This is a genomic window from Bacillus sp. EU63, assembly GCF_038592915.1.
In the GTDB taxonomy this organism is placed as follows: domain Bacteria; phylum Bacillota; class Bacilli; order Bacillales; family Bacillaceae; genus Bacillus; species Bacillus velezensis.
The window spans coordinates 3,442,549-3,457,724 of the sequence record NZ_CP151944.1; the positions used below are offsets into that span (position 1 = coordinate 3,442,549).

Below are 15,176 nucleotides of genomic sequence, written 5' to 3' on the forward strand. Positions count from 1 at the left end.
CGATGAGTTTTGGGCTGTTTTTATTGATCTATTACGTGGCTGCCGTTTCTTTTTCGGCCAGCAATGTTTTCATCCGTTTTCTATCACGTTCCATTACCGGTTTCAGATAGCGGCCTGTATATGATTCTTTCACTTCGACAACTTCTTCAGGCGTCCCGGAGGCTACAATCGTGCCGCCGCCCGCTCCGCCTTCAGGTCCCAGATCGACGATGTAGTCCGCCGTTTTAATGATATCGAGATTATGTTCAATGACCAAAACGGTATCTCCGTTATCGACGAGTCTTTGAAGCACAACTAAAAGCCTTGCGATATCATCAACGTGGAGGCCTGTCGTCGGTTCGTCCAGAATATACAGCGTCCGGCCGGTGGAACGCTTATGCAGCTCGGAAGCGAGCTTGACGCGCTGCGCTTCTCCCCCTGACAGCGTCGTCGCCGGCTGGCCGAGCGTCACATACCCGAGTCCGACATCAGCAAGCGTTTGAAGCTTGCGTTTGATTTTCGGGATATTTTCAAAGAAAGACAGAGCATCTTCCACCGTCATATCCAGAACGTCGGAAATGCTTTTTCCTTTGTATGTGACCTCCAGCGTCTCCCGGTTGTAACGTTTGCCGTGGCATACTTCACACGGAACGTACACGTCAGGAAGGAAGTGCATCTCAATTTTGATGATGCCGTCGCCGCGGCAGGCCTCACAGCGCCCGCCTTTTACATTAAAACTGAACCGGCCTTTTTTATAGCCGCGCACCTTTGCTTCATTTGTCTGCGCGAATACATCGCGGATATCATCAAACACACCCGTGTAAGTTGCCGGATTTGATCTCGGTGTCCGGCCGATCGGCGCCTGGTCGATGTCGATCACCTTATCAAGATGGTCAAGGCCTTTGATTTCTTTATGGCTTCCCGGTTTCGCTTTGGCTTTATGAAGCTTTTGCGCAAGCGCCTTATGCAGAATTTCATTCACAAGCGTGCTTTTTCCGGAACCGGACACACCTGTCACCGCCGTAAAAGTGCCGAGCGGGAATTTGGCGTTCGCTTTTTTCAGGTTGTTTTCTGAAGCGCCTTTGATTTCAATGTACCGGCCATCAGGCTTTCTTCTCTCCGGAGGCATCGGGATGAATTGAGCCCCTGACAAATAACGTCCGGTCAGAGAATCCGCATCATTCATCACTTCTTCAGGCGTCCCCGCCGATATGACGCGGCCGCCGTGAATGCCGGCGCCCGGACCGATATCTATCAAATAATCGGCAGCCATCATCGTATCTTCATCATGCTCCACGACAATCAGTGTGTTGCCGAGATCCCTCATGTTTTTCAGCGCGCTGATCAGACGGTCATTGTCACGCTGGTGAAGGCCGATGGACGGCTCATCAAGAATGTACAGGACGCCTGACAAACGGGAGCCGATCTGCGTCGCAAGCCTGATACGCTGGGCTTCTCCGCCTGACAGCGTTCCCGCCGCCCTGCTCAGCGTCAGGTAATCAAGACCGACTTTATCTAAAAAGCTGAGCCGCTCCACAATCTCTCTTAAGATTAAATCGGCAATCTGCATATCTTTCTCAGACAGCGTCAGGTTTTTGAAAAATTCCAGCGCATCGCCGACGGAAAGCTCGGTAATGGTCCCGATATGGCGCCCGTTGACCAAAACGGCAAGCGCTTCTTTCTTCAGCCGGTAGCCTTTGCACGTCGGGCACGGCTTCTGTGACATGTACTGCTCCATCTGTTCACGGATATAATCGGAGCTTGTCTCTTTATACCGTCTCTCAATATTGCGCAACACACCTTCAAATTCAATTTCATTTTCGCGCACTTGTCCGAAATCATTCTCGTATTTAAAGTAGATCCGTTCATTGCCGCTGCCGTACAGCACTTTATCAAGCTGATGCTTCGGCAGGTCTTTGACCGGAGTCTCCATATCAATGCCGTAATGGCGGCAGACCGCCTGAAGAAGCTGCGGATAATATTGTGAACTGATCGGCGTCCACGGCGCGATGGCGTGTTCCTTTAACGACAGTTCAGGATTGGGAATGACGAGCTCAGGGTCCACTTCCAGCTTCAAGCCGAGACCGTCGCAAGTCGGGCAGGCGCCGAACGGGCTGTTAAACGAAAACAGCCGGGGTTCAAGCTCCCCGATAGAAAAACCGCACAGCGGACAGGCATGATGCTCGCTGAACATCAGCTCCTCCTGACCGATGATATCTATCATGACACGGCCTTCCCCTAAGCGGAGCGCGGTTTCCAGTGAGTCGGAAAGCCGGGCGGCAACCCCTTCCTTGACGACAATCCGGTCAATGACTACTTCAATGGAATGCTTTTTGTTTTTTTCAAGTTCAATATCGTCGGAAAGCTCGGCCATTTCTCCGTCAATCCGCACCCTTACGTAACCTTGCTTTCTGATTTGGTCAAGCACTTTGACATGGGCGCCTTTTCTGCCTGAGATGATCGGCGCAAGCACTTGAAGCTTCGTCCGCTCCGGATATTCAAGAATCCGGTCAACCATCTGTTCAATCGTTTGCGACGTAATTTCAATGCCGTGCTCCGGGCAGTGCGGCTTCCCGACTCTCGCGTACAGCAGCCGGAGATAATCATAAATCTCCGTTACCGTTCCGACGGTTGACCGCGGATTGCGGCTTGTTGTTTTCTGGTCAATGCTGATCGCCGGAGAAAGCCCTTCGATCGCATCAACGTCCGGCTTATCCATCTGCCCTAAAAATTGGCGCGCATAGGCAGAAAGCGATTCAACATACCGCCTCTGTCCTTCCGCGTAAATGGTGTCAAAGGCAAGGGATGATTTTCCCGATCCGGACAGCCCCGTCACGACGACGAGCTGATCCCGCGGAATCGTTACATCAATGTTTTTTAAATTGTGCGCCCTTGCGCCTTTCACCTCGATCCGGTCAATTGCCATGTGTTCATCATCCTTCCGCTTTAAGCTCTAACAGTAAATCACGAAGCTCTGCCGCCCGCTCGAAATCAAGCGCTCTGGCCGCTTCTTTCATTTCGTGCTCCATTTGCTCAACGACTTTCTGGCGTTCTTTCTTCGTCATCTTCGCCAGTTTAGGCGCGGCTTTTGTTTTATATTCTTCTTTATCCTCAGCGGCCTGCGTCGCGCGGATCACATCGCGGATTTCCTTATTGATCGTTTGCGGCGTAATGCCGTGAATTTCGTTAAAGCGCTCCTGCTGTTCCCGGCGGCGCTTCGTTTCATTAATCGCGATTTCCATCGAATTCGTGATTTTATCGGCATACATGATGACGCGGCCTTCCGCGTTTCGTGCCGCCCGTCCGATCGTCTGAATCAGCGAACGCTCAGAACGGAGAAAGCCTTCTTTATCCGCATCGAGAATGGCGACAAGTGACACTTCCGGAATATCAAGCCCTTCCCTCAGCAGGTTGATGCCGATTAACACATCATGTTTTCCGAGGCGGAGGTCACGGATGATTTCAATCCGTTCAAGCGTCTTAATCTCGGAATGCAGATAATTGACCTTGATGCCGATTTCCTTGAGATAATCGGTCAGATCCTCTGACATTTTTTTCGTTAAAGTCGTCACGAGAACGCGTTCATTCCGTTCAATCCTCGCCTGTATCTCGCCGATCAGATCATCAATCTGTCCTTCGATCGGCCGGACGTCAATGAGAGGATCGAGGAGTCCCGTCGGTCTGATGATCTGCTCGATCATTTCCGGCGTATGCTCAATTTCATACGGTCCCGGAGTCGCCGACACGTACACGATATTGTGCATATGTTTCTCAAATTCCTCGAATCGGAGCGGACGGTTGTCAAGCGCTGACGGCAGGCGGAACCCGTGATCGACAAGCACCTGTTTTCTCGCCTGGTCACCGTTGAACATGCCGCGCACCTGCGGAATCGTCACATGTGATTCATCAACGACAATCATAAAATCATCCGGAAAATAATCAAGCAGCGTATACGGCGTAGAGCCCGGCGGTCGGAGCGTCAAATGTCTTGAATAGTTCTCGATCCCTGAGCAAAAACCCATTTCCCGCATCATTTCAAGATCATATCTCGTCCGCTGCTCAAGCCGCTGCGCTTCAAGGAGCTTGCCGTTTTCGTGCATCACTTTCAAGCGCTCCTCAAGCTCCTGTTCAATATTCAGAATCGCTTTTTCCATCTTTTCCGCCCGGGTGACGAAGTGGGAAGCCGGGAAAATCGCGACATGGTCACGGTCGCCGAGAATTTCTCCGGTCAAAGCGTCGACCTCTCTGATCCGCTCAATTTCATCTCCGAAAAATTCCACTCTGATACAATGTTCGTCACGGGAAGCCGGGAAGATTTCCACAACGTCTCCGCGCACGCGGAACGTCCCGCGCTGAAAGTCGATATCATTGCGGGCATACTGGATATCCACAAGCTTTCTCAGCAGCTCGTTCCGCTCAATCTCCATTTCCGGTCTGAGCGACACAACCATTTCCCGGTATTCTTCAGGCGAACCGAGACCGTATATGCATGACACACTCGCGATAATAATGACATCTCTCCGTTCAAACAGAGAGGATGTCGCGGAGTGTCTCAGTTTATCAATTTCATCATTAATGCTTGCGTCTTTCTCTATAAAAGTATCCGTTTGAGGCACGTACGCCTCCGGCTGATAGTAATCGTAATAGCTGACAAAATATTCGACAGCGTTGTTCGGGAAAAACTCCTTAAACTCGCTGTACAGCTGTCCGGCAAGGGTTTTGTTATGGGCAATGACCAGTGTCGGTTTATTCACTTCTTTAATCAGATTGGACACGGTAAAGGTTTTGCCCGTCCCTGTCGCACCCAGGAGAGTCTGGTGTTTTCTGCCTTCCTGTATGCCTTTGACAAGCTTCTCAATCGCTTGCGGCTGATCTCCCTGGGGCTGATATTTCGAGACTAACTCAAAACGATCTTTCACAAAAAAGCCTCCGTTTCTTTACGAAATCTTCCTATTGATATAGTAACACAATGACGGGCAAAATCACTAAAAATACGAACTAAAGTTCGATGGTTTGTTTTTACCAAGTCAATTTTTGTATAAAAAACCTGCTTTTATGGCGTAAAAGCAGGCATTCTATTTCATATTCACCATGTCAGGCATTGTCTTTCTTTTTGTCTGCTTCTTTTTTGGCCATGTACAGCCCTCCGGCCACCAGCGATACGACATCCAATCCAACGATAAAATACGTTTCGGTGTAACCCTTTAAATAGGATGCGAAAAGCAGTGCGGCTGTGAGAGCGATCGCCACATAGTGGTTAAACGTGACGCGCGTAAAAAGGACGACCAGCATAAAAGGGAAACATAATGCAAAAACGGCTTTTGTAATCACAAAAACCCTCCTCGGGAATTCTTCATCTCATCTGATTATAGTAAAAAATGAAGAATCGGACAATCATTCCCCTGCTATCACAATACCCTTTTTCAGCAGTCTTCAATCATCTGTCAAAAAAATTGTGAATATAAATCCATTGAACCATTAACCAGATGAATCGAATTACCTTTCTTCAGCCGAAAGGATGAGAAGGTTTAGGTCTTTGTATCTTTGACAGTTTCTTCCTCCCTCTTTACAATGTAATGATAGTGTTTACTATCATTTTCTTGGATGAGGAAAAAAAGGGGGTCATACCGCATGTATTCAGTGCGATTTCAAAAAGCGGAAGAATCGAGCCGCTCTGCAGGAGCAAAAGGAATGAACCTGATTAAACTGACGAAAAACGGGCTGCCCGTTCCCGGCGGTTTCATCATTCAGACGAATGCCCTGACACGTTTTATGGAAGACAACGGGCTTCAAGCAGATCAGGAACAGATGGAGCGCGCCATTATGAACGGCACGTTTTCAAAAGAGCTTCGGGAGGAACTGACCGCTTCGTTTTATGAATTGAGAGAAACATACGCCTCTGTCGCCGTACGTTCCTCCTCCGCGTCTGAAGATCTTGAAGGCGCTTCTTTCGCTGGCCAGTACGAAACCTATTTAAATATCAAAACAGAAGAAGAGTTTCTCGGAAAAGTGAAAGAATGCTGGGCTTCCTTCTTCTCGGCGCGGGTCAGCGGTTATAAAGAGAAAATGAACAATGACACCGCAGAACCGTTAATGGGTGTTGTCGTGCAAGGTCTCATCAATTCCGAGGTTTCAGGAGTCATTTTCAGCCGCAACCCCGTCACACATGATGACGGAGAGCTGATGATCAGCGCGAGCTACGGTCTCGGAGAAGCAATCGTCTCCGGAAGCGTGACGCCCGACACATTTATCGTCAATAAAGACACATTTCAGATTGAAAAAGAAATCGGCTTAAAAGAAATGTATATCGTTTCTAAAGACGAAGGCGTGACGGAAAAAGAGACGACCGCTGACATGAGAAACCGCTTCTGCCTTGATGACGAGAGCATCAAAGAGCTTGCCATGCTGACGATAAAGACGGAAGAACTGTACGGTTATCCCGTGGATCTCGAATTCGGATTTGCCGAAAATAAGCTGTATCTGCTTCAGGCCAGGCCGATTACAACGATCGTGCAGGATCAGAAGGCGGCAGACGAAGAACGGGAATTTATCATGACGCCCCGGGATCAGAAAGATTTTTGGCTCAATATGGAGGCCAATATTGAAGGCCCCGTCAGCCCGTTATTCGCCTCACTCATTGTGCCGGCTTTGGAATACGGCCTCAAAGAGAGCACAAAGGCATTCCCAGTAATGGGCATCGAAATCGAGCGTGTCAAACTTCATCAGGGCCGTGTTTTTTCCAGACAGCATAAGACGGACGACAAGCTGCCCGCAGAACAATTAGAAGCGCTTTTCCCCGTCTTGGCTGACCGCATGTACGATATTATTCAGGAAACCTTTCTGCCTTTTTATCAAAAGCTGGACGAACTGGCGCATACAGACCATACGCCGGAGACTGCCCTTGATGCGTTCCGAAACCTGCAAGACTTCTATTTAAAAGGATACGCAGAACATTTCAATATTGTCTTTCCGCAGGTTGCGTTAAACATGATACTGGAATCCATGTACGGACAGGTTGAGAAAGAAAACACCTCCCTTCTGTACGAAATGCTGGCTGGCGTCATGAATAAGTCATTGGAGACCGACAGACAGCTCTGGCTGCTTTCCGGACAAGTAAAAGACAGCCCTGAGCTGCGGCGCGTCTTTACGGTTTCTCATGCCGATGAGCTGCATCAGACGCTTCTGCAATCAAATGAGGGAAAACGCTTTCTCGAACAAGTCGGTCAATTTTTACAGGAATACGGCTGGAGATCCGTGAAAAGTCATGATCTCATTGAAGAAACTTGGGCGGAAAACCCTTATTTCGCTTTGGCCAACATTCAGAACTATGTCCGGAACGGATACGATTTTGACAGTGAGTTTCATAAAACGATAGAAAAACGAAAACAGCTCTACGCCGACTTTATGGATAGAATTGAAGATGACGGCTTCCGGGAGACGTTTGACCGCTATTATCAGTGGACATTGTCTTCATCCGTCATCAAAGATGATCACCATTTTTATATTGATGCGATGCTGGACGCCAAAGCGCGCCTTTGCCTTCTGAAAATCGGCGAGCTGCTTCAAAAACAAGGCGTAATCGATGATCGGGAGGATATGTGGTACTTATACAGCGATGAAGTCGAGAAAGCGCTGGTGTCGCCGGTTCCGATGCAGGAAAAAGCCGCTGAACGAAAACAGCTCTTCCAGCAATATCAATTGCTTGAAGCCCCCGCTTATCTCGGGACTCCGACTTCGGAACAGCTGAAAACGGCTGAACAGATTACCGGCTCCATCACAGAAGATGAAAAAAACACTGAACATCAAATTTACGGACTTGCGGCGTCAAGCGGAATCGCAAGCGGCCCGGTGAAAGTCATTCGTGACGCAAGTGAATTTTCCCGTTTTTCAACAGGAGACGTGCTTGTCTGCAAAATGACGACACCGCTGTGGACCAGTCTGTTCCAGGATGCAAAGGCCGTCATTACGGACACGGGCGGCATCCTGTCACATGCGGCGATCATCGCGAGAGAATACGGGCTCCCGGCCGTTCTCGGCACACGTGCCGCGACTGACAGGCTCAACGACGGAGATATCGTCACGGTGGACGGGACAAACGGCAAGATTACGATTGTCAAACGCGCTTCATGCTAGGTTTCCCTCTTTATTGACGGGCAGGGCGGGTGTATACTTGTCCTGCCAGTATTTACGCGAGGTGAAACATGTTGAGAACGACGAACAAGAGAATTATTGACGCCGCGATGAATCTGATCATCCAAAAAGGATACCGCGCAGCGACAACAAAAGAAATCGCAGAAAAAGCAAAAGTAAGCGAAGCAACGATTTTCCGTAATTTTAAAAACAAACAAGGATTAATGAAAGCCATGATTGAACAGCAGACGCCGGCTCCGGAAAGCATGATCACCAAGGCGGAAGGCGATCTGTATGAGGATCTTCTTCATTTCGCCGCGACCCTTCTGCAACAATTGGAACAAAAAAAAGAAGTGTTCCGCATCTGCCTGCGCGAACCGGAACTATTCGAAGACGTCCTGCAGGATATTGTCGTATATCCGCAATCCGTGAAAAAGCATTTAATCGTTTACTTTAAGGAGCTGACAAAGAAAAATATGATAAGCCCCGGCAGCGAAGAAGCTAATGCAGACGTCTTTATGACGATGATTTTCGGTTATTTTATACACCGGCTGCAGCTGGGGAAAAGAGTCATTACTCTCTCTGAGGAAACGATGCTGAAACACAGCACTGAGATTTTCATGAAAGGCATTACCGGCCGGTCACTTTCCGGCTCCAAGGAGGATGAAGGATGGGTTCAAAGAAAGAATGGGCGCTGATCGTTTCGCTTTTGCTGGGAGCCATACTCGTTCCCATCAATTCTACGATGATCGCAGTCGCCCTTTCGTCCATTTCCCGCTCATTCAGCGAATCAATTGCCAGCATCACATGGGTAGTGACCGTGTATTTAATCGTAATGGCCGTGACACAGCCCATTGCCGGCAAACTCGGTGATATGTACGGAAACAAAAAAATGTATTTATGGGGCGTCGGCCTTTTTCTCATCGCATCATTGGGGTGCGCCCTCTCGCCAAGTCTTTTCTTATTGATTTTCTTCCGGGCGCTTCAGGCTGCCGGCGGCGCTTTGCTTACGCCAAACAGCATCGCCATCATCCGCCATGTCGTGTCTGAAAAACGGCTTCCGAAAGTATTCGGCTTTTTCGGCCTCGGTGCCGGTCTGGGCGCGGCTCTCGGTCCGTTTATCGGCTCTCTTTTAATTGAGAGCTTCAGCTGGCATTCGATCTTTTGGGTCAACATTCCGTTTCTTGCGATCGCACTCGTGACGGCATTAGTGATGTTTCCTAAATATAAAGAAGAAACGTCTGACGCTCCGCTTGATATCATCGGGTCCGTTTTGCTTGCCGGAAGCATTGTATCTATTATTCTTCTGACGAAAAATGAAAGCTCTTTGGGCTATTGGGTGTACGCGCTGCTCATTCTCATATTTGTTCCGCTATTTTTCAGGCGGGAGCTGCGCACGAAACATCCGATTATTGATTTTGACCTGTTTAAAAACACGACCTTTACGAGCGCCAATCTGTCGGTCCTGTTAAGCAATTTAATGATGTACGCCGTGTTATTGATTATGCCGCTCTTTATGACCGGCCACTTCAGCATGAATACGTCGCACAGCGGCATGGCGCTGTCAGTCTTTTCTGTTTTCATGTCCGCCAGCAACTGGGGCGGAGCTCAGCTGCATCAGAAATGGGGCGCGCGAAGAATGATTTTTCTGTCCTTCGGGCTGATGGCCGTAGCCAATCTCTTATTTCTGCTTTTGGTTTATTCCCATTCCGTTCCGTTTCTTATGGCATCGCTTATTGTAGGAGGCATCGCGTCAGGTGCGGGGCTGACGAGCATGCAGGTATCTTCTCTTGCGACGGTAGAACCGGGCATGTCCGGCATCGCATCCGGGATTTTTTCCACCTTCCGTTATTTCGGAAGCATTATTTCTTCAGCACTGATCGGTTTAATCTCCGGATTTCACATTCTGTTTATGATATTGATCGGCGTATCTGTGATCGGCTTGTTCGTATCACTTGGTATCAAGTCCAGGGAAACCGTTCAGACGAAAAAAAGCCATTCGGCATAACGAAAAAGGTTCCGTAAGCATCTGCTTTCCGGAACCTTTTCTAGTTTTAGAATCTTTTTATTTACAAGAGAAAAGGGGAATGTAAATGGCTGAGAGTTCCGATCAAGTTCGGCGCTGACATCGTAATCCGGCCGTGAAAAAAGCCCGGCCGCCGTCTTTTATTTTATTTATTTCACTCACTCCTATGTTCAACTTGAGCCCACTATCATTACTATATAAACCTATAAGTATTCAAGATACATTTAATTGTACTTCTCTATCTCTCGCTGCTCTGCAAGCAACAAATTCACCATATCACTATAGCTATTCATACCGTCTGTCTGATTATTTGCCTTCAGATATACATCATTTACATTTCTTGAAATACTTGAAATAACACCCTCATACTTATCCCGGTACTGCTCATTTTGTTCTATATCATGCTGCACCGCCTTGGACAGACTGGACATTATATCAGACGCCTGATCTGGATCCACTTTCTTTAGCTCAGATATAGAATAATCAAATGCCAGAAATAAACCACTGTAAAGTATCATTGGATCATCCTGCTGCTTACATGCCAGATATGCTATAAAATTTGCCTCATCCTCATGCATGAAACCACTCTGATGTGCCAATTCATGTGCCATAGTAGCAGGCACCAAGAAAACGGGCACATTAACATTGATATTGGATTCATAAGTAAAAGGGACAAAGATACCATTTATCCCTGCATGCGACATTAGCTTTGACATCACAACTGGTTTTGGTGTTGAGTATAAAGAATGCTCCAAAATAGGATATTCCTTTGATAACATTTGCATCGAGAACACTGCGTGTTGTGCATAATAATCAAAAACCTCCGGTACTTGAGCCAAAAGATCAGTGTCCGCTAACTTTTCCCTTGCCAATCCCATTTCAACGGCAAGCGACTTACTCAATTTGACCAGTTCCTCCTTGCTGTAGTTCTCTTCTTTATATTCGGTATAAGACAAAAAAGAATATCTGTAATAGTTTATTCCACCCAAAATAGTATAACAAAAATATATCACGCTACAGATCGTAACGATTCCTAGAGCACCACGATAAACTACCATCCTACGTACACCTTTACTCGTGATAACCTTGCGCACATAATAAACGATATAAAATAGAAAAAGTAACACAACCAACACGACGAGCCATTCACTAACAGAAAACTTGACCCAAGAAGGTACAAATCCTACTATTTTTGACAATAACGGATATACAGACCTACTGTATTTTTCCGCCCAATCCTGATGGTTCTGCGCGTATATTGTCAGTATGTAAGCTATAACTCCAAGTGAAATCAACGGTAATCTCTTAAGTAAAAGCTTTTTTATAATGTACTCCCCCTATCCAACATAACGATTATAATCAGTTATTCTTAATATATATCCTGCTAAAGATTCATCTTCTAAAGGTTTTGGAGTTAGCAATAACCTTTCCAATAAGCCATACCTCTCCTTCATTTATTTTTTTATTATTTCAAAATAAAACAGCTAAGAAAATATAATTTTCTTAGCTGTTTTACTTTCTAGCTGATTTTGAAATCTAGTTTAGGAGTTCTTGAAACTATTCCGAATAATTATGAAAAATCACATTATAATGCTGTCATTTCTTCGTGCTCGTGTTCATCCTGCACGAATAAAATACCTAATTCATGATGTTCGCCTTCATAGGACGCGCGCTGATCAAACCGGATCTCACCGTTCAGGCCGATGATCTCCAATTTTACAAATGCGCGGTTTTTTTGAAGTGCTTCATAAAAATCCGATACATGCTTCACGGGGATGCCGTTTACCTTCGTAATAATCTCACCGATCTTCAGCTCAAGATCGTCCGCGGGTGTGTTCGGAATGATGCCGAGCACCATTAAGCCCTGATCCCGCTTAGAGAAATAAAACGGAGCCGCGTTATCGTTCAGCCGCTGTCTCAATGATAAAAACAGGCGTCCGAGCACCGCAATACAAGCGGCAGCTCCGGCAAGCGGAGTCCACCAAAGGGCCGCTGCCCCGAATACGGCCACGATAATCCCGAGAATCATGACACGTTTCGCCGTTATCCTTATGCTGACTTCCGGAAGTGACCCCTGCACACGCTGTCCGAAGCCGGCGATATAAGGAATCCAGATCAAATGGAAAGAGCCGCCCGGCACGGTAAAGACAGGCCACCAGGAAAGGTGTGACTCAAGCCCGCTGCCCGGCACCAATAAGAAAAGCGGAAACAGCCATGCGCGATTCGCCAATTGTCGGCCGATGGGCAGGCCTCTGCTGCTGACGACAAGCGCCGGAGATGTTTTCAGATGCGCTGAACGGCAGGCAGCCGCTCCCTCCGTGATAATCAAAAGGCCCATAAACACGGCCGCCGATGCCCAATTCACGCCGAATGCCTGCGGAAACCGATCCGCAAACGGCACTGTGTCGGTATACTGAAGGATAAACGCAATGAACATGCCGGCGCTGACAATATAAGCTGATGACAGCCAATTCATACGGAACGTCAGCGAAGCCAAAGCCGTCACAGCCGCGATTATGCCGAGAAGACCGAATGGAATCGAAATTCCCAGTCCAAAAAATAATATGGAGAGAAGAATACCCGGTATAAGTCCTTTTATGTATGTAAAGATAAGCTCGTCATACATATCCGCGATTTTTGTATGAAACGTATGGCGTTCACGTTTGATCCGCAAATATCCGCATGCGAGACTTATGATGATAAAAAACCAGAACATCGGGTGTAAAAAAAACAGACCGATACTTTTCAGAAGTTCAATTCCCCATTGAACAGACACTGCTTTCACCGCCTCAAGCCAAACATTTTAATTCTATTCTACCAAATAATCATTGGCTTGAATATCTCAAACGTCTATCTCTCTTCCGTCATCCACAGCGTTACATTTGAGAGAGAAAAATCTTTCAGATAGTGGTCAACCTCCACCTCGATCACGCCGCTGATCAGAAGCATGGACCGCTTAATATCCGTCAGATTGATTCCTAAACGTTTATGGTTTTTCATTAAGTAAGTGAAATAATGCTTCGCACACTCTTCATTGATTTCGTGAACGCATTCAACATTTGTGTAATTGACCAGGTATCTGCTGAACAGCATAAGAAGACTTAGTGCTTTTGTTGATGAAAATGTGACGTCTTTTGTTCTGTCTTTTAGTTGTTCCACTAATTCATAATATTTTTTTTCACGCACAATACTTGCCCTCTTCAATTGTGAACCCCCATTTTTTTATCCAGATAAGCACGGGTGATTACAGCTGCCGTGCTGAAGCGCCGCAAACACTTCTGCTTTCGATACTGAAATGCAGCTGCCAAACTAAAACTGTTCTCTATTAGAACCTTCTTTTATTGTAAGAACTAAAACTGACTGAGGCAACTTTCAAAAGTTTCATTTTGAATACATATTAACTCGGCATAAAGTCTCTCTTCTCTATAAATATCGGGTAATGTTTGTCCTTTATAAATGTTTAAATGTGAAAATTTTTTTAATATCTTGTCAAAACCGTCATAATTATATGTCTTTTGGTTCATTTTTTACGAATGACAAAAGAAATAGGAGACGCAAAAAACGCCTCCTTTTCATTTATTTTACAAATAATGATTTTAACGCCATTTGCAGCTGTAAATCATTTTTTTCGTCAGATTTCTGTTCATTCATCAGCTGATTCATTTTTTCCGCTGTCTTTTTATCAATGACCGCTGTTTTATCAAGCTTGTACCGGTCTTGAAACGCCAGAACGGCTTTTTTCATTGTTTTGCTGAAATAGCCGTCTGCTCTGCCCGGGTCGAAGCCTAGGCCTTTCAGCAGGATTTGGGCGTGCTTGACATCCGCGCTGTTCATATCAGGCTGAAGCGGCTGTTTCAGCTGAAGCGGCCCCGCCGCAAAATAATCCGGCTGGCTCACGGCGATTGTCGGAGCAATGCCTTTTTTGTGAATCCAATTGCCTTTCGGTGTCAGCCATTTGTAAAGCGTCAATTTAATGTTGCTCCCGTCTCCCATAGGCACGGCCTGCTGAACCGTTCCTTTACCGAAAGAAGTGTCACCGACAACGTCATAATGTCCCGCTTCTTTTAACGCACCCGCAAGAATTTCTGAAGCGGAGGCGCTTCCTTTATCCGTAATGACATTGACGGGATACGGCTTCTTATGTTTTAAGGTTGAGAAATATTGTTTTTTATCGCCGTTACGCTCCGCAATTTGGATATACGGCATGTCTTTTGTGATGAAATGCTTTAAAATTTGTTCGACGCTTTGAAGGTAGCCGCCGGGATTCCCTCTTACATCAAGGACGAGACCGTCAATCCCTTGTTTTTCAAGCTTTTTCAGCGCCGCGGCGAAGTCCTGGGCGGTATGCTCGGAAAATGTCGATATTCCGATGTAGCCGACATGATGGCCGCCTGATTCTTTGCGGGAAGCAAATACGGTTTCAAGCGGAATTTCCGCTCTTTTAATCCGGAATGACAGCTGTTTATCAGTACCCGGACGCTGTATTTTAATAGAAACCTTCGATCCTTTTTTTCCTCTGATTTTCAGCACGGCTTCGTTTAAACCTTTCCCGTTCATTGACTCGCCGTTTATGCTGATGATTTCATCATTCGGCTTGAGGCCCGCTTTTTCCGCCGGAGATTGCTTAAACGGTGATACGATAATGATTTTATTGTCTTTCATACCGACTTCAGCGCCGATCCCTTCGAAAGAAGAATCAAGAGAATCGGAAAACTGCTTGGCGGTCTGCTTGTCCATATAAACGGAATAAGGGTCGTTTAATGTAGACAGCATCCCCTGAATCGCTCCTTCAAGAAGCTTTTCGTTATCTACATTTTCCACGTATTCGTTCGAGATCAGCTCATATGCTTTTTCGATTTTTTCCATTGCCCGGCTTCTTTCTGCGTCTGATGAATTCGGCTGTGCCGCCCCGGCAATATGGGCTCCGCCGCACATGATGCTGACGGCCGCTATCACTGCGATCATTTTCTGCTTCATCGTTTACCTCCTCTTAGTCCTTTTACGAAAACCTGGAGATAGTATGTGTAAATTGCAAAGAATT

Annotated in this window: 10 protein-coding genes; 3 read left to right on the forward strand and 7 right to left on the reverse strand. The window is 46.7% G+C overall.

Going from position 1 to position 15,176, the window contains the following annotated elements; translation table 11 throughout:
* Nucleotides 1–31 precede the first annotated feature (31 nt).
* From uvrA to NYE38_RS17285, 3 genes are all read right to left on the reverse strand, one after another.
* Nucleotides 32–2,905: an excinuclease ABC subunit UvrA gene (uvrA, locus tag NYE38_RS17275; protein ID WP_017418831.1), complete on the reverse strand. Its 2,874-nt coding sequence runs from the start codon at nucleotides 2,903–2,905 to the stop codon at nucleotides 32–34.
* Nucleotides 2,906–2,912: 7 nt separating this feature from the next.
* Entirely contained in the window at nucleotides 2,913–4,898 is a 1,986-nt protein-coding gene (gene uvrB, locus NYE38_RS17280; protein ID WP_003151439.1) for an excinuclease ABC subunit UvrB, read from the reverse strand.
* Between the two features lie 175 nt (nucleotides 4,899–5,073).
* Nucleotides 5,074–5,310 carry a CsbA family protein gene (locus tag NYE38_RS17285; protein ID WP_003151438.1) on the reverse strand — a complete coding sequence of 79 codons (237 nt, stop codon included), beginning with the start codon at nucleotides 5,308–5,310 and terminating at the stop codon, nucleotides 5,074–5,076.
* Nucleotides 5,311–5,610: 300 nt separating this feature from the next.
* On the opposite strand from NYE38_RS17285, the gene NYE38_RS17290 reads away from it, so the two are divergent.
* The 3 genes from NYE38_RS17290 (at nucleotide 5,611) to NYE38_RS17300 (ending at nucleotide 10,117) form a co-directional block, all read left to right on the forward strand.
* Nucleotides 5,611–8,112, forward strand: a complete 2,502-nt coding sequence (locus NYE38_RS17290; protein ID WP_065180516.1) for a PEP/pyruvate-binding domain-containing protein — start codon at nucleotides 5,611–5,613, stop codon at nucleotides 8,110–8,112.
* Between the two features lie 71 nt (nucleotides 8,113–8,183).
* Complete coding sequence (locus NYE38_RS17295) at nucleotides 8,184–8,807, forward strand: TetR/AcrR family transcriptional regulator (protein ID WP_203229932.1); 624 nt, start codon at nucleotides 8,184–8,186, stop codon at nucleotides 8,805–8,807.
* Nucleotides 8,780–10,117: an MFS transporter gene (locus NYE38_RS17300; RefSeq protein ID WP_014418990.1), complete on the forward strand. Its 1,338-nt coding sequence runs from the start codon at nucleotides 8,780–8,782 to the stop codon at nucleotides 10,115–10,117. The genes NYE38_RS17295 and NYE38_RS17300 overlap by 28 nt, the downstream gene beginning before the upstream one ends.
* A gap of 242 nt (nucleotides 10,118–10,359) precedes the next feature.
* On the opposite strand, the gene NYE38_RS17305 is transcribed toward NYE38_RS17300, so the two are convergent.
* The 4 genes from NYE38_RS17305 to NYE38_RS17320 all read right to left on the reverse strand — a co-directional run bounded on the left by NYE38_RS17305 (nucleotide 10,360) and on the right by NYE38_RS17320 (nucleotide 15,112).
* Nucleotides 10,360–11,430, reverse strand: coding sequence for a DUF3810 domain-containing protein (locus NYE38_RS17305; RefSeq protein ID WP_017418827.1), 1,071 nt, complete (start codon nucleotides 11,428–11,430; stop codon nucleotides 10,360–10,362).
* Between the two features lie 290 nt (nucleotides 11,431–11,720).
* The gene (locus NYE38_RS17310; RefSeq protein WP_017418826.1) at nucleotides 11,721–12,911 is read right to left on the reverse strand and encodes a S1C family serine protease; all 1,191 of its coding nucleotides are present in this window, start codon (nucleotides 12,909–12,911) and stop codon (nucleotides 11,721–11,723) included.
* A 74-nt stretch (nucleotides 12,912–12,985) separates the two neighbouring features.
* The gene (gene swrA, locus NYE38_RS17315) at nucleotides 12,986–13,339 is read right to left on the reverse strand and encodes a swarming motility protein SwrAA (protein WP_014305920.1); all 354 of its coding nucleotides are present in this window, start codon (nucleotides 13,337–13,339) and stop codon (nucleotides 12,986–12,988) included.
* A gap of 372 nt (nucleotides 13,340–13,711) precedes the next feature.
* Nucleotides 13,712–15,112, reverse strand: a complete 1,401-nt coding sequence (locus NYE38_RS17320) for a S41 family peptidase (RefSeq protein WP_025649347.1) — start codon at nucleotides 15,110–15,112, stop codon at nucleotides 13,712–13,714.
* Between the last annotated feature and the right edge of the window lie 64 nt (nucleotides 15,113–15,176).

Coding starts and splice junctions, on each gene's coding strand:
- NYE38_RS17320 (WP_025649347.1), bottom strand. CDS start 15,112: ATGAAGCAGAAAATGATCGCAGTGATAGCGGCCGTCAGCATCATGTGC.
- NYE38_RS17300 (WP_014418990.1), top strand. CDS start 8,780: ATGGGTTCAAAGAAAGAATGGGCGCTGATCGTTTCGCTTTTGCTGGGA.
- NYE38_RS17290 (WP_065180516.1), top strand. CDS start 5,611: ATGTATTCAGTGCGATTTCAAAAAGCGGAAGAATCGAGCCGCTCTGCA.
- uvrA (WP_017418831.1), bottom strand. CDS start 2,905: ATGGCAATTGACCGGATCGAGGTGAAAGGCGCAAGGGCGCACAATTTA.